14 protein-coding genes are annotated in these 19277 nt (G+C 73.2%); 8 read left to right on the top strand and 6 right to left on the bottom strand.

Annotated features, from left to right (window positions below; genetic code table 11):
• Nucleotides 1–42: 42 nt before the first annotated feature.
• From AW16_RS18945 to guaA, 3 genes are all read right to left on the bottom strand, one after another.
• A complete protein-coding gene (locus AW16_RS18945) occupies nucleotides 43–798 on the bottom strand; it encodes a hypothetical protein (RefSeq protein ID WP_369794771.1) in 756 nt (251 codons plus the stop codon).
• Between the two features lie 202 nt (nucleotides 799–1000).
• The gene (locus AW16_RS0108560) at nucleotides 1001–1441 is read right to left on the bottom strand and encodes a DUF3817 domain-containing protein (RefSeq protein ID WP_231495985.1); all 441 of its coding nucleotides are present in this window, start codon (nucleotides 1439–1441) and stop codon (nucleotides 1001–1003) included.
• Nucleotides 1442–1499: 58 nt separating this feature from the next.
• Complete coding sequence (gene guaA, locus AW16_RS0108555) at nucleotides 1500–3071, bottom strand: glutamine-hydrolyzing GMP synthase (RefSeq protein WP_029289668.1); 1572 nt, start codon at nucleotides 3069–3071, stop codon at nucleotides 1500–1502.
• Between the two features lie 193 nt (nucleotides 3072–3264).
• Between guaA and AW16_RS0108550 the strand changes: the two genes are divergently transcribed.
• The 5 genes from AW16_RS0108550 to AW16_RS0108530 all read left to right on the top strand — a co-directional run bounded on the left by AW16_RS0108550 (nucleotide 3265) and on the right by AW16_RS0108530 (nucleotide 10104).
• A complete protein-coding gene (locus AW16_RS0108550; RefSeq protein ID WP_029289667.1) occupies nucleotides 3265–5148 on the top strand; it encodes an ABC transporter ATP-binding protein in 1884 nt (627 codons plus the stop codon).
• A complete protein-coding gene (locus AW16_RS0108545; protein ID WP_029289666.1) occupies nucleotides 5145–6878 on the top strand; it encodes an ABC transporter ATP-binding protein in 1734 nt (577 codons plus the stop codon). The genes AW16_RS0108550 and AW16_RS0108545 overlap by 4 nt, the downstream gene beginning before the upstream one ends.
• 75 nt (nucleotides 6879–6953) lie before the next feature.
• A complete protein-coding gene (locus AW16_RS0108540; RefSeq protein WP_197021593.1) occupies nucleotides 6954–7841 on the top strand; it encodes a sigma-70 family RNA polymerase sigma factor in 888 nt (295 codons plus the stop codon).
• Nucleotides 7842–7940: 99 nt separating this feature from the next.
• Nucleotides 7941–8471 (top strand): carboxymuconolactone decarboxylase family protein, encoded by a 531-nt coding sequence (locus tag AW16_RS0108535; protein WP_231495984.1) that lies wholly within the window; start codon nucleotides 7941–7943, stop codon nucleotides 8469–8471.
• Between the two features lie 619 nt (nucleotides 8472–9090).
• A complete protein-coding gene (locus tag AW16_RS0108530; protein ID WP_081861550.1) occupies nucleotides 9091–10104 on the top strand; it encodes a magnesium and cobalt transport protein CorA in 1014 nt (337 codons plus the stop codon).
• Nucleotides 10105–10158: 54 nt separating this feature from the next.
• On the opposite strand, the gene AW16_RS0108525 is transcribed toward AW16_RS0108530, so the two are convergent.
• Genes AW16_RS0108525 through AW16_RS0108515 form a run of 3 tightly spaced genes read right to left on the bottom strand, consistent with a single transcriptional unit; the run spans nucleotide 10159 to nucleotide 13138 of the window.
• Complete coding sequence (locus AW16_RS0108525) at nucleotides 10159–11499, bottom strand: DUF3533 domain-containing protein (protein WP_081861545.1); 1341 nt, start codon at nucleotides 11497–11499, stop codon at nucleotides 10159–10161.
• A 58-nt stretch (nucleotides 11500–11557) separates the two neighbouring features.
• Nucleotides 11558–12178, bottom strand: coding sequence for a TetR family transcriptional regulator (locus AW16_RS0108520; protein ID WP_197021592.1), 621 nt, complete (start codon nucleotides 12176–12178; stop codon nucleotides 11558–11560).
• 57 nt (nucleotides 12179–12235) lie between these two features.
• Nucleotides 12236–13138: an SURF1 family protein gene (locus AW16_RS0108515; RefSeq protein ID WP_231495983.1), complete on the bottom strand. Its 903-nt coding sequence runs from the start codon at nucleotides 13136–13138 to the stop codon at nucleotides 12236–12238.
• A 286-nt stretch (nucleotides 13139–13424) separates the two neighbouring features.
• Here AW16_RS0108515 and AW16_RS0108510 point away from each other — a divergent pair, with 286 nt between their 5' ends.
• From AW16_RS0108510 to AW16_RS0108500, 3 genes are all read left to right on the top strand, one after another.
• Nucleotides 13425–15902 (top strand): phosphoketolase, encoded by a 2478-nt coding sequence (locus tag AW16_RS0108510; protein WP_029289658.1) that lies wholly within the window; start codon nucleotides 13425–13427, stop codon nucleotides 15900–15902.
• 71 nt (nucleotides 15903–15973) lie between these two features.
• Entirely contained in the window at nucleotides 15974–18070 is a 2097-nt protein-coding gene (gene pta, locus AW16_RS0108505; protein ID WP_029289656.1) for a phosphate acetyltransferase, read from the top strand.
• A complete protein-coding gene (locus AW16_RS0108500; protein ID WP_029289655.1) occupies nucleotides 18067–19272 on the top strand; it encodes an acetate/propionate family kinase in 1206 nt (401 codons plus the stop codon). Before pta ends, AW16_RS0108500 begins: the two co-directional genes overlap by 4 nt.
• The last annotated feature ends 5 nt before the right edge of the window (nucleotides 19273–19277 follow it).

The raw sequence follows: 19277 nt of genomic DNA, 5'->3' as shown, positions 1-19277 counted from the left end.
CGCTCGGGGGGGCGGTCTCGTCGTGCGTGAACCGTTCGCGCGTCAGATCTCGCGCGGCGGGGCCGGGGGGTCGTCCTGCGCGTGCGCGCCGCGGACGTCGTCGGCCGCGTTCACGTCGGGCTCGGTCGGTGCGACCACGGGGTCGACCGGCGGCGGCCCTGCGGGCGACGGTGCGGGCTCGTCGGCCGGTACGGGCGGCGCGACGGGCTCGGGCGCCGGCGGCGCGACAGGCTCGGGCGCCGGCGGCGCGACGGGCTCGGGCGGGACGACCGGGGCGGGCGGCACGACCGCCGCGACGGGCGCAGGCGCAGCGGGTGCGGCAGCGACAGGGGTGGGCGCGGGTCCGGCGACCGCCACGTCACCCTCGGCGATGTGCGTGCCCACGCGGCGCAGCGCCCAGCCGATGATCAGCAGCGACACGCCGATGCCGACGACGAGGAGCGCGACCCCGAACGCCACGACGGACGTGAACAGCGACGCCCGCAGGAACGAGGCGGTCATGACCGTCTCGCGCTTGGGGTCGTCCTGCGGGAGCTCGGCGTACGTCTTGCCGCCGGACGCCTCCAGCGCGTGCTTGTTGATGACGTCGGCCTGGACCCAGGCCTCCCACGGCGTGTCGACGAGCTGCCCCTGGAAGGCGCTCGCGTCGTCCGACACCGTGATCTTCTCGGCCCCGAGGTTCGACGTGACGGCTCCCCACGTCACCGCACCGGCCACGACGAAGACGATGCCCAGGATGAGGGTGACCAGGGCGAGTCCCTTGACACCCTTGCTGCTCCCCTTGCTTGATGTCGCCACTGTCCCGTTCCCCTTCACTCACGTCCGGGTGCGGACCCCTGCACGAGGGGTCCGGGAGGCCGTCGGCGGCCCCGCGAGCGCTGCGTTCCTGCAGGTCGACTGTAGCGAAAGGGGTGCATTTCGCTACAGATGCCGGACCCGCCGCGCGGCGCGTCGAGGACGTGACCGAGACCTCGCGCGCGAGCGGGCCCGGGCTGGGGGGTCAGCGGGCGCCGGACTCGATCCGGGCGACCGCCTGCGCGTGCGCCTTGCGCTCGAGGACGAACGACATCACGGGCACGACGCCCGCCGCGGCGAGCGTCGCGAGGCGACCCAGCTTCCAGCGCATCGTCGACCACAGGTCGACGACCGTCACGAGGTAGACCACGTAGATCCAGCCGTGCGCGATCGCGACCCAGTTGCCGATCACGGGCTTCGCGTGACCCGCGGCGTCGTACCCGTTCACGTGGAAGCCGTACTTCAGCACGATCTCCAGGCACAGCAGCAGGAGCATCGTGCCGGTGACCCACGCCATCACGCGGTAGCGCTTGAGCGCACCGGTCGCCTTGCGCCGCCAGGCGGCGGTCTGGGCGTCGTCGGCCGGCTGCGTGCCGACCTCGGTCTGCCCCGTGGTCGTACCCGTCACGTCGTTCGTCTCGCTCACTGTGGTCCTTCCGGTCCCGCTGGTCCTGCCTGTCGCGCCCGTGGCCCGCTCGCGCGGGTCACTCCCACTCGATGGTGCCCGGCGGCTTGCTCGTCACGTCGAGCACGACGCGGTTGACCTCGGGGACCTCGTTGGTGATGCGCGTGGAGATCGTCGCGAGCACGTCGTACGGGACGCGCGACCAGTCGGCGGTCATGGCGTCCTCCGAGGACACCGGCCGCAGCACGACGGGGTGACCGTAGGTGCGGCCGTCGCCCTGCACGCCGACCGACCGGACGTCGGCCAGCAGCACCACCGGGCACTGCCAGATGTCGCGGTCGAGCCCGGCTCGCGTGAGCTCCTCGCGTGCGACGAGGTCCGCGGCGCGCAGGACGTCGAGCCGTTCGGCCGTGACCTCGCCGATGATGCGGATGCCCAGGCCCGGGCCGGGGAACGGCTGGCGCCAGACGATCGCCTCGGGCACGCCGAGCTCGAGGCCGACCGCGCGCACCTCGTCCTTGAACAGCGTGCGCAGCGGCTCGACGAGCTCGAACTGCAGGTCGTCGGGAAGACCGCCCACGTTGTGGTGCGACTTGATGTTCGCCGCGCCCTCGCCGCCGCCGGACTCGACGACGTCCGGGTAGAGGGTGCCCTGGACCAGGAAGCGCACCTCGTCGTCGCTGCCCGCGACCACGTCGCGCGCGGCGTCCTCGAACACGCGGATGAACTCGCGGCCGATGATCTTGCGCTTGGTCTCGGGGTCCGTGTGGCCCGCGAGCGCGTGCAGGAACCGCTCGCGCGCGTCGACGACGACGAGGTTCACCCCGGTCGCCGCGACGAAGTCCTTCTCGACCTGCTCCGCCTCGCCCGAGCGCAGCAGGCCGTGGTCGACGAACACGCACGTGAGCTGGTCGCCGACCGCGCGCTGCACGAGCGCCGCGGCGACCGACGAGTCGACGCCGCCCGACAGACCGCAGATGACGCGGGCGTCGCCGACCTGGGTGCGGATGCGCTCGACCTGCTCGGCGATGACGTTGCCGGGGTTCCAGTCGGGCGCGAGCCCCGCGCCCTCGTAGAGGAAGTTCTCGAGCGCCTTCTGCCCCAGCGGGGAGTGCTTGACCTCGGGGTGCCACTGCACGCCGTACAGGCGGCGGGCGCGGTCCTCGAACGCGGCGACCGGCGATCCGTCGCTCGTCGCGAGGACCTCGAAGCCCTCGGGCGCGGCGTGCACGGCGTCGCCGTGGCTCATCCAGACCGTCTGCTGGTCCGGGCTCCCGGACAGCACGGTTCCGGCGTCGGTGACCTGCACCGACGTGCCGCCGTACTCGCGCTGGCCGGTCTGCGCGACGGTGCCGCCGAGCGCCTGCGCCATCGCCTGGAAGCCGTAGCAGATGCCGAGCACCGGGACGCCGGCCTCGAACAGCGCCGGGTCGACGAACGGCGCGCCCGTGGCGTACACCGACGACGGGCCGCCGGACAGGATGATCGCCGCGGGCTCCTTGGCCAGCAGGTCCTGCACCGAGGCCGTGTGGGGCACGATCTCGGAGTAGACGTTCGCCTCGCGCACGCGGCGCGCGATGAGCTGGGCGTACTGGGCGCCGAAGTCGACGACGAGCACCGGGCGGTGCGCGGGAGGGGGCGTCTGCGTCACGCCCCCAGGGTAGTCGGCGGCTCGCGGGCCCCGGACCGCGCGTCCGGCCCGCGGTCGGCCGCACCGGGCAGCGACGTCGGGCGCCGTCGGCAGGCGTGCCGCACCCGCGGCCACCCGCCGCCGGAGAGCGTTCTCCGCGCGACGGGGAAAACGATTCGAGCCGTGTCGGTGGGCGCACGTACGGTTGCCGATCATGCGCTCCCTCCCACTCGACGACCCCGGCACGCCGCCGCTGACCGGTCCCGTCCGCTACCTGTGGTGGCTCGCGTGCCGCCAGTGGGGGATCCTGCTCGTCGCGGTCCTGCTGGGCATCGTCATGTTCTCCTGCCAGGCGGTCCTCCCGTACCTGACGGGCCACGCGATCGACTCGGGCCTGAAGCACGGCTTCGGCCCGGACCTGTGGCGGTCCGCCGGGCTCCTCGGCGCCCTCGGGGTCGTGAGCGCGGCAGCGGCCGCCGTCGGGCACCGCTACGACGTCCAGAACTGGCTGCGCGCGTCGTTCGCCTCGTCGCAGCTCGTCGGGCGCACGGTCACGCACTCGGGCCACGCGATCACGGCCGAGCTGCCCACGGGCGAGGTCGTCTCGGCCGTGGCGAACGACGCGCTGCGCGTCGGCGAGCTCTACCACGTGCTCGCGCGCTTCATCGGCTCGATCGTCGCGTACGGCATCGCGGCCGTGCTCATGCTGCGTCTGTCGGTCCCGCTGGGACTCGTCGTGCTCCTCGGCCTGCCGACGGTCGCCGTCTCGCTCGGCGCGCTCGTCAAGCCGCTGCAGCGCCGCCAGGTCGCGCAGCGCGAGGCGTCCGGACGTCTCACGACGCTCGGCTCGGACACCGTCTCGGGCCTGCGCATCCTGCGCGGGATCGGCGGCGAGGACGTCTTCAACGCGCGCTACCGCGAGCAGTCGCAGCTCGTGCGCGCACGCGGTGTGGCCGTGGCCTCGACGCAGTCCTGGCTCGACGCGCTGCAGGTGCTGCTGCCGGGCTCGTTCGTCGTGGTCCTGGTGTGGCTCGGCGCCCACATGGCGCTCGACGGAACGATCACGCCCGGCCAGCTCGTGTCGACCTACGGCTACGCAGCGTTCCTCGGCTGGCCCGTGCAGAACGCGACGTGGATGGTGCAGTCGGCGACGCGCGCGCACGTGGGCGCGACGAAGGTGATCGGCGTGCTGCGCGTCGTGCCCGCAGCGGGTGCGCGACCGGGGACGACGGCGCTGCCCGCGCCTGGTTCGCCCCTGGTCGACGAGACGACGGGCGTGCGCGTCGACGCGCACCGGCTGGTCGCCCTCGTGAGCGCGGACCCCGACGAGTCGGCGGCCGTCGCGACCCGCATGGCACGCTTCGACGACGAGCTCGAGCGCGAGACCCCCGTGACGCTCGGAGGAGTTCCGGTCGCCGACCTCGACAAGGACGAGCTGCGCGAGCGGGTCGTGCTGGCCGAGGCGACGCCGCACCTGTTCTCGGGCACGCTCGGTGCCGAGCTCGACGTGCACGGCGAGGGCGACGAGGCGCGGCTGCTGCGCGCGATCACGCTCGCGGACGCGCACGACGTCGTCGACTCCACCCCTGACGGCTTCGCGGGCGAGCTGCCCGAGAAGGGCCGCTCGCTCTCGGGCGGCCAGCGCCAGCGCGTCGCGCTCGCCCGGGCCCTGCTCATCGACCCCGAGATCCTGCTCCTGGTCGAGCCCACCAGCGCGGTGGACGCGCACACCGAGGCGCGCATCGCGAGCCGGCTGGTCGATGCCCGGCGGGGGCGCACGACGCTCGTCGTGACGGCGTCACCGCTCGTGCTCGACCACGTCGACGAGGTGCAGTTCCTGCTCGACGGCCAGGTCGTCGCGCGCGGTCCGCACACCGAGCTGCTCGCGGCCGACGAGGCGTGGGCCTCGGCCTACCTGAGCGTCGTCGGACGCCGGCTCGACGAGAGCACGCCGGCCCACGGTCTGCCGGCCGTGCTCGCTCCCGCGGGCGCGGACGACGCCGGCACCGACGACGACCCGATCGCCGACGAGGCGTTCGACGAGCTGCTCGACGCCCCGGCGGGCGTCACGAACGACGGGAAGGCGGGACGCGCATGAGGCTCCCCATCGCCGACGGCGCGGCGACGCGCGCGTACACCGCACGGCTGTTCCGCGAGCACCGCAGGCCGCTGACCAAGATCGCCGTCCTGCACACGCTCGCGGCGGTCGCCGGCCTCGCCGGCCCGTGGATCCTCGGCCGCCTGGTCGACGCCGTCTCCGACGGCACGACCGTGGGATACGTCAACTCGATGATCGCGATCGGCGCGGGCGCCGTGCTGGCGCAGACGGTGCTCATCCGGTTCGCGCAGCGCTCGTCGATGCTGTTCGGCGAGATGGTGTTCGCCGAGCTGCGCGAGGAGTTCATCGAGACCGTGACGTCGCTGCCCCTGTCGACGGTCGAGCGTGCCGGCACGGGCGACCTGGTGGCGCGCACGACGAACGACATCAACAAGCTGCAGCACGCGGTCAGGTTCGGGGTGCCGCGCGTCGTCGTCGCGGTCGTCACGATCACGCTCACGGTCGTCGCGAGCCTGCTGCTGTCGCCGCTCGTGGCGGTCGCGATGTTCGTGGGCGTGCCGTCGCTCGTGCTGGTCGTGCGCTGGTACCTGCGCCGGGCGACGCCCGCGTACCTGCGTGAGTCGGCGGCGTACGCCGAGCTCAACGGCACCATCACCGAGTCGGTCGAGGGCGCGCGCACGATCGACGCGCTGCGCCTGACCCGACGCCGGATGGGCCGCGTGCGTGCAGACCTCTCGGAGGCCTTCGAGGCGGAGGCCGCGACGCTGAACCTGCGCACCGTGCTGTTCCCGACCGTCGACCTCACGTTCGTGCTCGCACCGGTCGCCGTGCTGCTGTGGGGCGGCTGGCTCGCCTCGAACGAGCACGTGACGTTCGGCGTGGTCACGACGATCGTGATGTACACCTACCAGGTCACCGGTCCGGTGTGGGAGCTGATCTTCTGGCTCGACGAGATCCAGGTGGCGGCGACGTCGCTCGCCCGTGTGGTGGGCGTGCAGCTGGTCGACCCGGACCGAGAGGCCCACCCGGCCGAGCCGGAGGGCGCAGACCTGGTCGCGCAGGACCTGCGGTACGCGTACCGCGAGGGGCACGACGTGCTGCACGGCATCGACCTCGCGCTCGCGCCGGGTGAGCGGCTCGCGGTGGTCGGCCCGTCCGGCGCGGGCAAGTCGACGCTCGGACGCATGCTCGCGGGCATCCACCCGCCCACGGGCGGGTCGGTGCGTGTGGGCGGCGTCCCGCTCGTCGACCTGCCGCTCGACGAGCTGCGCGGTCACGTCGCGCTCGTCACGCAGGAGCACCACGTGTTCGTCGGCACGCTCGCGGACAACCTGCGACTGGCCGACGAGCATGCGGACGACGACGCGCTGCGCCGCTCGCTCGAGGCGGTCGACGCCTGGTCGTGGGTCGAGGCGCTGCCGGACGGGCTGGCCACCGAGGTCGGCTCGGGCGGCGCCGCGCTCACGCCCGCGCAGGCGCAGCAGGTCGCGCTCGCGCGCCTCGTCCTGCTCGACCCGCACACGCTCGTGCTGGACGAGGCGACGTCGCTGCTCGACCCGCGCGCTGCGCGCCACCTCGAACGCTCGCTCAACGGCGTGCTCGCGGGGCGCACGGTCGTCGCGATCGCCCACCGCCTGCACACGGCGCACGACGCGGACCGCGTCGCGGTCGTCGACGGCGGCCGCATCTCGGAGATCGGCCCGCACGAGGAGCTGGTCGCCGCGGGCGGCGACTACGCGGCGCTCTGGCACAGCTGGCAGCACGAGTGATCGCTCGGCGTGGTTACCTCGGACCGCGTCGGGACGTCATCGACGTCGACGGTGCGGACGAGGGAAGCGGACGACGTGGCGGGCGCGAGCAGCGGTGGTGCGGTGCGGGGCGACGCGGTCGCCCAGGCCTTCGAGGAGCAGCGCGGGCGCCTGACGGCCGTGGCCGAGCGTGTTCTCGGGTCGCGCGCGGACGCCGAGGACGCCGTCCAGGAGGCGTGGATCCGCCTGTCCCGGCAGGACGCCGCGGCGATCGAGAACCTCGCCGGATGGCTGACGACCGTGGTGAGCAGGGTGTGCATCGACGTGCTCCGTGCACGTCGGACGCGGCCCGAGAGGCCGCTCGACACCGCCCCGGAGTGGGTCGTGACGGAGGTCGACGACGGCCCCGAGGCGGACGCGGTCCTCGCGGACTCCGTCGGGACCGCGCTCCTGGTGGTGCTCGACACGCTCTCGCCCGACGAGCGTCTCGCGTTCGTGCTGCACGACGTGTTCGGGATGCCGTTCGCCGAGATCGGCTCGATCGTCGAGAAGTCCGCGGACGCCACGAAGATGGCCGCGAGCCGCGCCCGGAACAAGGTGCGCGGGGCCGAGGCACCCGTCGACCGTCGGCGGCAGCGAGCGGTGGTCGACGCGTTCCTCGCAGCGGCGCGCGGCGGTGACGTCGAGGGTCTGCTGCGGGTCCTGCACCCGGACCTCATGTGGACCGTGCACAACGCCCGCCGGGACGTCGTCCGCCGCGGCACCGCGGTGCTCGTCGAGCAGGCGCGGCGCGGGGTCGGCACGGAGCTCGACGTCCGCAGCGCATGGGTCGACGGGTTGCCGGGCCTCGTCGTGCGCAGCGCCGACGGCCGGCCGTTCGCGGTCATGGCGTGCACGGTCGAGGACGACCGCATCGTCGAGATCCACTCCGTCACCGACCCCGCACGCCTGGCGGCGATGAACCTCGGGGCGAGGTCGGCCTGACCGGCGCACGCCCGTCGAGCCCGTTACCTTCGTCGCGCCCCGCTCGTCACACCTGTGCAAGCGCACCCGCGCAAGCACACCCCGACGAAGGAGCACATCGTGACCCGCATCGACATGTTCGCCACCGCTGTCGCCCCCCGGATCGTGCAGCACCTGGTCGCCGCCGACTCGGCCGTGCACGCCTCTCCCCTGCCGCGCTCCACGGTCGAGCTCGTGAACATCAGGGCGAGCCAGATCAACGGCTGCGGCGCGTGCCTCGACATGCACGTCAAGGAGGCCGAGGCGGCCGGGGTCACCGCGCTGCGGATCGGCCTGGTCGGCGCATGGCGCGAGACGACCGTGTACACCGCAGCGGAGCGCGCCGCGCTCGCCCTGACGGAGGCGGCGACGCGCCTCGCCGACACCGCCGGCGTCCCCGACGACGTCTGGGCCGATGCGGCAGGGCACTTCGACGACGAGCAGCTCGCCGCCCTCGTCGCCCAGATCTCGCTCATCAACGCGTTCAACCGGCTGAACGTGATGGTCAAGGTGCCCGGTGGCAGCTACGACCCGTCCCAGCGTGCGGCGGCGGTCGCGGCCGCGACCGCGGGGGGCGAGCCGACGACGGTGGGTGCGGCGGCGCACGCGTGACGGGCGGGCGCTCGGGGCAGCTCGAGGGCGCGGGTGGGGGCACTGCTCGGGGCGCGGTTCGGGTCGCAGTTCGGGTCGCGGTTCGGGTCGCAGTTCGGGGCACGGCGGGGCGCGGTGCCGCCGCCGACCACGGCAGCACCGCACGGTTGGCCCACGGCGCCCCGGCAGGCGTAGTGTCACGCTGCGCGCAGCCCTGCCGGAGGGACGCGGCGGACGGGGAGGAGGCCACCATGAGCGGCGAGCCCCCCAGTAGTAGTCCCCGCCCCGAGCCCTGACCCGCACCGGCCGCGACCCGCACCGGTGCGGGTCCCCTGCGCGTCGCGCCCTGCGTGACGCGGGACCCCACCGGAGCCCTGCCATGCCTCGTCGCAGCACCACCGTCGTCACCCCCGCCTCCGGCGCGACCAGCCTCGGACGCACCAAGCCCGCCCAGGGCACGCCCGCCCAGAGCGCACCCCAGGACGGGACGCCCCAGGGAACGCGCAGCGCGGTCCGCGCCGCCGCAGCGGGCCTCCCGCGGCTGCACATCGCGCGCCTCGCGCTCGCACGCCAGCAGAGCGCGCGCACCGCTCCTCCACCGACGAGCACCGACGACGTCCGCGACGAGCAGCGCTCGAGCATGGTCGACGCAGGCGTGTACCGCGACGGGCGGCTCCTCGACCGGCCGCACGACCTCCCGGCCACGTACGCGTGCCTGCGCGAGCACCGCGGCGCGATGGCCTGGATCGGCCTGTACCGGCCGGACCCCGCCGAGATCGTGAGCCTGGCCGAGGAGTTCGACCTGCACGAGCTCGCGGTCGAGGACGCGATCCAGGCGCACCAGCGGCCGAAGCTCGAGCGGTACGGCTCGACGCTGTTCGTGGTGCTGCACGCCGCGCGGTACGTCGACGCGGCCGAGCAGGTCGAGTTCGGCGAGCTGCACGTGTTCGTCGGCCCCGACTTCGTCGTGACCGTGCGCCACGCCCAGTCCCCCGACCTCGCGGACGTGCGCAGGCGCGTCGCGCAGGACGTCGACCTGCTGGCGCGCGGCCCCGAGGCGGTGCTCTACGCGATCCTCGACGCCGTGGTCGACGGCTACGGCCCGGTCGTCGCCGGACTGGAGAACGACATCGACGAGATCGAGTCCGAGGTGTTCCGCGGCGACCCGGCGGTGTCGCGGCGCATCTACGAGCTGTCGCGGGAGGTCGTCGACTTCCAGCGCGCGGTCCGTCCGCTCGGGGCGATCCTCGCCGCGCTGAGTGCCGGTTTCACCAAGTACGGGGTCGACGAGGAGCAGCGCAAGTACCTGCGCGACGTCGCCGACCACGTCACCGAGGTCGACGAGCGCGTCGAGAGCTTCCGCGCGGCCCTGCGCGACATCCTCACGGTCAACGCGACCCTCGTCGCGCAGCGCCAGAACGAGGAGATGAAGGCGCTCTCCGAGGCCAGCAACGCCCAGAACGAGGAGGTCAAGAAGATCTCGGCATGGGCGGCGATCCTGTTCGCGCCGACTCTCGTCGGGACCGTGTATGGCATGAACTTCGACCACATGCCCGAGCTGCACTGGGCGCTGGGCTACCCGGCCGCGCTCGCGGCGATGGGCGCGGTCAGCGTCGCGCTGTACCTGGTGTTCCGGCACCGCCGCTGGATCTGACGCAGCGGCCACGGCGCTGCGCGCGCAGGCAGTGCCGCCGGCGCGGCACGTTCGTCAGGCCGCCGCCGGGTGCCCCAGCCGGCGCAGCCCCCGGCGGTCGTAGACGCGTGCCGTGACGAGGCCGGCGACCAGCGCGAGCACCAGGCCGAGCGCGATCATCGACCACGCCCGCGGGAGCGCGCCGGTGGCCTGCGCGTCGAAGTAGAGGATCGAGCGCACACCGTCGGACAGCTGGCGCATCGGCTCGAACGTCGCGAGGAACCGGTAGAAGTCGGGGAGCGCCTGGAGCGGCACGGTGGCTCCCGACGACGGCAGCGCGAGCACCACGAACACGAACATCGACACCAGCTGCCCGGCCGTGCCGAACGCGGTGTTGATCGCGTGCACGCCCACCGCGACCGACGCGGACGCGCACACCGAGAACGCGAAGAGCAGCGGCAGGTGGCCGGCATCCATGCCGAGCAGCCCGATCGTCGCGAGCATGATGAGCGCCGAGGTGAGCACGGCCAGCACCACGGAGATGGCCGACTTCACGAGGAACGTCTGGGTGCGGCTGATCGCGACCGCGTCGCGCCGACGGTGGAACGGCCCGTACTCGGTGTCGGCGTACCCGAGCGCACCGTCGACCGCGGTGTGCACGATCGTCGCGCCGACGAACCCCGCGAGCACGAGCAGCAGCGTGTAGTAGAACGCGCTGAGCCCCGCGCCGGAGTGCTTGCCGAGCGCGTGCCCCGGCTCGACCGTCACGGTCACGGGGTCGGCCAGCATGAGCCGGGTCGCGTTGGTCGGGGCCGACGAGCCGCCGGCAGCCTGGGCCTGAGCCGTCAGCTTCTCCCCGAGCTGTGCGGACGCGCCGTGCGCGGCGGCCTGCGCGGCGCTCGACGCGAAGCTCGAGCCGAGGCTGCCCGCGGCCTGGTTGGTGAGCACCGTCATCGTCGGTGCCGCGCTGCCGTCGGAGCTGGCCGCGAGCGCCGCGAGCGACGCGGAGAAGTCCGACGGGATCTCGAGCGCGCCGAACACCTCGTCGCGCGCGAGCGCGGTGCGCGCCTCGTCGGCGGGCATCACGCGCCAGTCGATCGACCCGTCGGCGGCGGACGTGATCGCCTCGACGACGTCCGCACCCGCCTCGAGGCGGCCGCCGCCGACGTCCGCCCCCTCGTCGGAGGACACCAGCGCGATCGGCAGGTCCTCGAGGTCCGCCTGCGGGTTGAGGATCCCGCCCATGTACAGCAGGGACAGCGCGAGGGCGACGACGCCGACGGCGATCGTCGGGAACACCCAGATCCGCGGACCCCGCAGCACCTGCAGGGCGCGCACGGCGCTCGCGTGGCGCGGGAGGTTGTCGGGCGCGAGACGGTCCGGGCGGGTCGTCTCGGAGCGGGGGTCGCAGGGCATGGCTGGGCTCCGGTGGGAGGTTCGAGTAAAGAGGTGGGTGCCAGGGGCGCGAGGTGCGTCAGGCGGTCGGCGAGAAGGCGGAGAGCTCGGTGTGCAGCAGCGCGAACACGCGCTCGACGAGCCCCGGCAGGTCGCCGTCGGCGCCTGCCACCCAGGCGCGTCCGGCCGCCGTGAGCCCCGCTGTCGCGATGCCCGCGAGCACGACGGGCCGAAGGTCGCTCGCGGCGCTGTCCGCGTCCAGGCCGAGCCGGTCGGCAGCCACACGCGCGGTCTCGTCCTGGGCGTCGGCGATGATCTGCCGGTACGCGGCACCGATCGCCGGCTCCGTCGCGGCCAGCCGCAGGATCTCGCGGCGACGAGGGACGCGCTGCCACGCCTCGGCGTCGTCGCGCACCCAGGCGTGCAGCACGGTGACGTAGGCGTCGACGAGGCGCTCGTCGGCCGGGCGTCCGGCGAGCGCGGCGTTGAGGTCGGCGAGGTCACGGCGCAGGAAGTCGAGCGCCGCCTCCTCCTTGGTCGCGAAGTAGCGGCTGAACGTGCGGCGCGAGACGTCGACGCGGTTCGTGATGTCCTCGACGCCCACGGCGTCGGACCCGTGCTCGAGGATCAGCTCGAGGGCTGCGTCCGCGATGGCGTCGCGGGTGCGGCGCGCCTTGCGCTCGCGTCGGTCGTCGGTCACGTCCCCGACGATACGCCGGAATGTCTCAGTGGGACACGCGTCCCGATGGGACATGCGTCACGCGGCGGCGTCCACCCGCCGGCGAGGGACGCCGCCCCGCGCCTCGTCACGCACCAGCCGCAGCCACAGCAGCACCGCGAACGCACCGAAGATCCACCACTGCGCGGCGTACCCGAGGCTCTGCAGGTTGAGGTCCTGACCCGTGACCTTCGGCGGATCGAGCAGCGCGAGCCCGCCCTGGGCAGGTGTGCTCGACGACAGCACCACGTAGCCCGTCCAGATGGGTCCGCCCCAGTCGCTGACCAGCTCGGCGGAGCTGATCGCGTCCGTGCGGCCGTCGGCGATGCCGGACCCCGCCTGCTCCGAGGCCTGCAGGTACCCCTCGACCTGCACCGGGCCGGCGGGCGGGTCACCCGCGTCCGTCGCCGACGTGACCCACCCGCGCACCACGGGCAGCACGCCGTCCGCGGTACGCAGGGGCGTCAGCACCAGGAAGCCCGTGCGGCCGTCGTGCTCGCGTCCGGGGACCAGCAGCTGCGCCGCGGCGTCGTACGTCCCGGACGCGGCGACCTTGCGCCCGACGAGCTCGCCTCGGAACGTCGTCTGCGGCGCGAGGACGTCGACGACCGGGACGGCCGCGAGCTGCTCGGTCTGCTCGACCTGACGGTCACGGTCGGCGTCACCGCGCACGTGCGCGCGGTCCAGCTGCCACACGCCGAGCCGCGCGCACACCGCGGCCGCCGCGAGCAGGAGCAGCAGCATCCCGAGCATGCGCGGACGCAGCGCCGCGCGCAGCATCGTCGTGGGCGGCCGACGTCCCTCGACCTCCCAGGCGGACCCCGACGACCCGGACGACGGAGGCGCCGCCGACGACGGCTCGGCTGCGGGGCCGACGGCGTCCTCGCGCTCGTCGGACGGCGGCACGCCGACGTCCGTGGGCGCGGGGATCTGCTCGGTCACGCCCCACGGTAACCCGGACGCCCTCGACACGGTGCGCGCGCCCGCCCGGATCCGAGCGCCCCGGCACGCTGACCTGCGGCGCCGCGTCGTCGTGCCCGCACCGACCGTTCACGCGCACCCCCCTGCGCCCTGGCCCGATCTGGGGTTGTATGGGCAGTGACGTGGCACCGGTCGCCGGGGGTCGTGCGGGACGGAGGTCCCGCACCCGGGTCCCGGGACGCGGTTGGCTGGTACTTGGTTGGTGACGGACCCGGCGGGAGCCGCCGGACGACCACGGGGAGCACGCATGAGCACGACGACGCAGACGTCGACCTCCTGGCGCACCGGGAGCGGCAGCGCGGTGGACACCGAGACCCTCGAGCGCATCGACAAGTGGTGGCGCGCCGCGAACTACATGTCGGTCGGGCAGATCTACCTGATCGACAACCCGCTGCTGCGCACGCCGCTCACGCGCGACGACGTCAAGCCGCGCCTGCTCGGCCACTGGGGCACCACGACCGGACTGAACTTCCTGTACGCGCACCTCAACCGCGCGATCGCGGAGCGCCAGCAGTCGACGATCTACGTCACGGGTCCCGGGCACGGCGGACCCGGCCTGGTCGCGAGCGCGTACCTCGACGGCACGTACTCGGAGTACTACTCCGACATCACGCAGGACGCCGAGGGCCTGCGCCGCCTGTTCCGCCAGTTCTCGTTCCCGGGCGGCATCCCGTCGCACGTCGCACCCGAGACCCCGGGATCGATCCACGAGGGCGGCGAGCTCGGCTACGCGCTCTCGCACGCGTACGGCGCGGCGTTCGACAACAAGGACCTGCTCGTCGCCACGATCGTGGGCGACGGCGAGGCCGAGACCGGCCCGCTCGCGACCAGCTGGCACTCCAACAAGTTCGTCAACCCCGTCCACGACGGCGTCGTGCTGCCGATCCTGCACCTCAACGGCTACAAGATCGCGAACCCGACGGTGCTCGCGCGCATCGACGACGACGAGCTCGTCTCCCTCATGGAGGGCTACGGCCACAAGCCGCACGTGTTCGTCGCGGGCTTCGACGACGAGACGCACCAGAGCATCCACGGCCGGTTCGCCGCGCTGCTCGACGAGGTGCTCGACGAGATCGCCGAGATCAAGGCGCGCGCCGCGGACGGCGACGAGAGCCGCCCGCGCTGGCCCATGATCGTGTTCCGCACGCCCAAGGGCTGGACGGGACCCGACTACATCGACGGCAAGAAGACCACGGGCTCGTGGCGCGCGCACCAGGTGCCGCTGTCGAACGCGCGCGACACCCCGGAGCACCTCGAGGTGCTGCGCGCCTGGCTGTCGTCGTACAAGCCGGAGGAGCTGTTCGACGAGAACGGCCGCATCATCGACGACGTCGCGGCGCTCGCACCCGAGGGCGACCTGCGGATGAGCGCCAACCCGCACGCCAACGGCGGCCTGCTGCTCAAGGACCTGCGGCTGCCCGACTTCCGCGACTACGCGGTCGACGTGCCCGTCCCGGGCGGGTCGATCTCCGAGGCGCCACGCGTGCTGGGCACCTGGCTCACGGACGTCATCAAGCAGAACCCCGACAACTTCCGCATCTTCGGGCCCGACGAGACGGCGTCCAACCGCCTGCAGGCGGTGTTCGACGTGACGGACAAGCAGTGGAACGCGCAGTTCTACGGTGCCGACGTCGACGAGCACCTCGCCCGCGCGGGCCGCGTGCTCGAGATGCTCAGCGAGCACCAGTGCCAGGGCTGGCTCGAGGGGTACCTGCTGACGGGCCGGCACGGCCTGTTCAACTGCTACGAGGCGTTCATCCACATCATCGACTCGATGTTCAACCAGCACGCCAAGTGGCTCAAGGTCACCAACCACATCCCGTGGCGCCGGCCCATCGCGAGCCTCAACTACCTGCTCTCGAGCCACGTGTGGCGCCAGGACCACAACGGCTTCAGCCACCAGGACCCCGGCTTCGTCGACCACGTGGTGAACAAGAAGGCCGAGGTCGTGCGGGTGTACTTCCCGCCGGACGCGAACACGCTGCTGTCGACCTACGACCACTGCCTGCGCAGCCGGCAGTACGTCAACGTGGTGGTCAGCGGCAAGCAGCCGGCACCGAACTTCCTGACGATGGACGAGGCCGTGGCGCACTGCACGCGTGGCCTGGGCATCTGGGAGTGGGCGGGCACCGAGACGCCCGGCGAGAAGCCGGACGTGGTGCTCGGTGCGGCGGGCGACGTGCCGACGCTCGAGGTGCTCGCGGCGGCCGACATCCTGCGCCGCGAGATCCCCGACCTCAAGGTGCGCGTCATCAACGTCGTGGACCTCATGCGCCTGCAGGACGAGCGCGAGCACCCGCACGGCCTGTCCGACAAGGACTTCGACGGGCTGTTCACCGACGACCGGCCGGTGATCTTCGCGTACCACGGCTACCCGTGGCTCATCCACCGCCTCACCTACCGCCGGCACGGCCACGCGAACATCCACGTGCGCGGCTACAAGGAGGAGGGCACGACGACGACGCCGTTCGACATGGTCATGCTCAACGACCTCGACCGGTTCCACCTCGTGATGGACGTCATCGACCAGGTGCCGAGCCTGCGCACCGCCCAGGCCGGCCTGCGCCAGAAGATGGTCGACAGCCGCATCGCAGCGCGTGAGTACACGCGCGAGCACGGCGACGACCTGCCCGAGGTGCGCGACTGGGTGTGGCCCGACGCGCAGGACCAGTCCGACGAGGGCCAGGTCGCCGCGACCCTGGCCACCGGCGGCGACAACGAGTAGAACCAGCACCAGGACCGGGGGCGAGCCCCTGCCCGCCCCCGGTCCGCCTGCCCGAGGAGAGAACCGCCACCGTGGCCCGCACCATCTACGTCGCCTCGCCCGAGGGTGACACCGGCAAGTCCGTCGTCGCCCTCGGGCTCGTGGACCTGCTCACCCGCACCGTGCAGCGCGTCGGTGTGTTCCGCCCGGTGGCCAGGTCCACCGAGACCAAGGACTTCGTGCTCGAGCTGCTGCTCGAGCACGACGGCGTGGACCTCGAGTACGACGAGTGCGTCGGCGTGACCTACGAGGAGCTGCTGCCCGACCCCGAGGCCGCGCTGTCGCGGATCATCACGCGGTTCCACGACGTCGAGAAGCAGTGCGACGCCGTCGTCGTCGTCGGGACCGACTACACGGACGTCGCCGGTCCCACCGAGCTCGCGTACAACGCGCGCATCGCGGCGAACCTCGCGGCGCCCGTGGTGCTCGTGGTCAACGGGCGCGGGCGCAAGCCCGAGGCGCTGCACCAGGCCGTGGAGGTCGCGGTGGCCGAGCTCGACGCGAACCACGCGCAGGTCGCGGCGGTCGTCGCGAACCGGTGCGCGCCGGGCGGGCTCGACGCGGTGCGCGAGGCGTTGACCAAGGACGGCACGCCCGCGTGGGCGCTCCCGGAGAGCCCGCTGCTCACGGCCCCCACCGTGGGGCAGCTCATGGAGGCGGTCGGTGGCACGCAGATCGCCGGCGACGAGGGGCTGCTGGCACGCGAGGTGCTCGACGTCCTCGTCGGGGCCATGTCGATCGAGCACCTGCTGGACCGGCTCGCGGACGGCGCCGTCGTCATCACCCCCGGGGACCGCTCGGACGTGCTGCTGGGGCTGCTCCTGGCCCACCAGGCCGAGGGGTTCCCGACGCTCGCGGGCATCATCCTCAACGGCGGCTTCGACCCCGCCCCGACCGTGACCCGCCTCGTCGAGGGCCTCGGCAGCCGGCTGCCCATCATCTCGACGAGCCTGGGCTCGTTCCGCTCCGCGAGCGCGGCCGCCTCGACGCGCGGGCGTCTGACCGCCGACTCCGAGCGCAAGGTGCAGACCGCGCTCGCGACGTTCGAGCAGCACATCGACGGCGCCGCGCTGCTCGCGGCGCTCGACGTCGCCCGTCCCGAGGTCGTCACGCCGCTCATGTTCGAGTACGCGCTGCTGGACCGCGCACGCGGCGACCGCAAGCGCATCGTGCTGCCGGAGGGCGAGGACGACCGCATCCTGCGCGCCGCCTCGACGCTGCTGCAGCGCCAGGTCGCGGACCTGACGATCCTGGGCGACGAGACGACGATCCGCACGCGCGCGGCCGAGCTGGGCCTCGCGATCGACGACGCGCAGGTGGTCGACCCGCACGACCCGCAGTGGGTCGACCGGTTCGCGCAGGAGTACGCGCAGATGCGCGCGCACAAGGGCATGACGGTCGAGCGGGCGCGGGAGATCGTCCCGTCGGTGTCGTACTTCGGCACGATGATGGTGCAGCTCGGGCTCGCCGACGGCATGGTCTCGGGGGCCGCGCACACCACGGCGCACACCATCAAGCCGTCGTTCGAGATCATCAAGACCGCGCCGGGCGTCTCGAACGTCTCGAGCGCGTTCCTCATGTGCCTCGAGGACCGCGTGCTGGTGTACGCCGACTGCGCCGTCATCCCCGACCCCACCGCGGAGCAGCTCGCCGACATCGCGATCTCGTCGGCCGGCACCGCCGAGCAGTTCGGCATCGAGCCGCGCATCGCGATGCTCTCCTACTCGACGGGCGAGTCCGGCACGGGCGCCGACGTCGACAAGGTGCGGCAGGCCACCGCGCTGGTGCGCGAGCGCCGCCCGGACCTGTCCGTCGAGGGTCCGATCCAGTACGACGCCGCCGTCGACGCGTCGGTCGCGAAGACCAAGCTGCCCGACTCGGCGGTCGCCGGCAGGGCCACCGTCTTCGTCTTCCCCGACCTCAACACCGGCAACAACACGTACAAGGCCGTGCAGCGCTCGGCAGGCGCCGTCGCGATCGGCCCGGTGCTGCAGGGGCTGCGCAAGCCGGTCAACGACCTGTCACGCGGGGCGCTCGTGCAGGACATCGTCAACACCGTCGCGATCACCGCGATCCAGGCGCAGGCCGAGCAGGTCGGCGCGCAGGCTGCGAAGGAAGGCACCTCGTGAGCGACTCCACCGGCAGCGTGCTGGTCGTCAACTCGGGCTCGTCGTCGATCAAGTACCAGCTCGTCGACCCCACGACCGGCGAGGCGCGTGCGTCGGGCATCGTCGAGCGCATCGGCGAGGCCGCGGGGTCGGTCCGGCACGAGGTCGGCGACGCGGTGACGCAGCGCGAGCTCCCGGTGCCCGACCACGGCGTCGGCCTGCGGATCGTGCTGGGCCTGTTCGACGAGGTCGGGCCGTCGCTCGCGGACGCGCACGTCGTCGCGGTGGGCCACCGCGTGGTGCAGGGCGGGCCGCGGTTCTCGGGCCCGGTGCTCGTCGACGCCGAGGTCGAGCGGCAGATCGACGAGCTGTCACCGCTCGCACCGCTGCACAACCCGCCGAACCTCACGGGCATCCGCGTCGCGCGCGAGCTGCTGCCCGACGTCCCGCACGTCGCCGTGTTCGACACCGCGTTCTTCCACGACCTGCCCGCGGCCGCGGCGACCTACGCGATCGACCGCGACGTCGCCGCCGCCTACCAGGTGCGCCGGTACGGCGCGCACGGCACGTCGCACCAGTACGTCTCGCGCGAGGTCGCGGCGTTCCTGGGCCGCCCGCTCGAGGACACCAACACGATCGTGCTGCACCTCGGCAACGGCGCGTCGGCGTCCGCCGTGCGCGGTGGGCACGCGGTCGACACGTCGATGGGCCTGACGCCGCTCGAGGGGCTCGTCATGGGCACCCGCTCGGGCGACATCGACCCGGCGGTGCTCATCCACCTGCAGCGCAACGCCGGAATGTCGGTCGACGAGATCGACGACCTGCTCAACCGGCGATCGGGGCTCAAGGGCATGTCGGGCGAGAACGACCTGCGCGCGGTCCACCAGCTGGCGGCCGACGGCGACGAGCACGCGCGCACGGCCCTCGAGGTCTACACGCACCGGATCAAGAAGTACGTGGGCGCCTACGCGGCGGTCCTGGGCCGCGTCGACGCGATCGCGTTCACGGCGGGCGTCGGCGAGAACGACGACCAGGTCCGCGCCGGTGCGCTCGAGGGACTCGCCCCGCTGGGGATCGAGCTCGACGCGGAGCGCAACGCGGGCCGCAAGAAGGCGCCGACGATCATCTCGACGGACGCGAGCCGGACGACGGTCGTCGTGCTCCCGACCAACGAGGAGCTCGCGATCGCCCGCCAGGCGGTCGAGGTGGCCGGCGCGTCGTGACGGGA

This window comes from Cellulomonas sp. HZM (genome assembly GCF_000708885.1).
Lineage (GTDB): Bacteria > Actinomycetota > Actinomycetes > Actinomycetales > Cellulomonadaceae > Cellulomonas.
The sequence above is the reverse complement of the archived record's forward strand: the minus strand, read 5'-3'. Positions and strand labels throughout refer to the sequence as shown.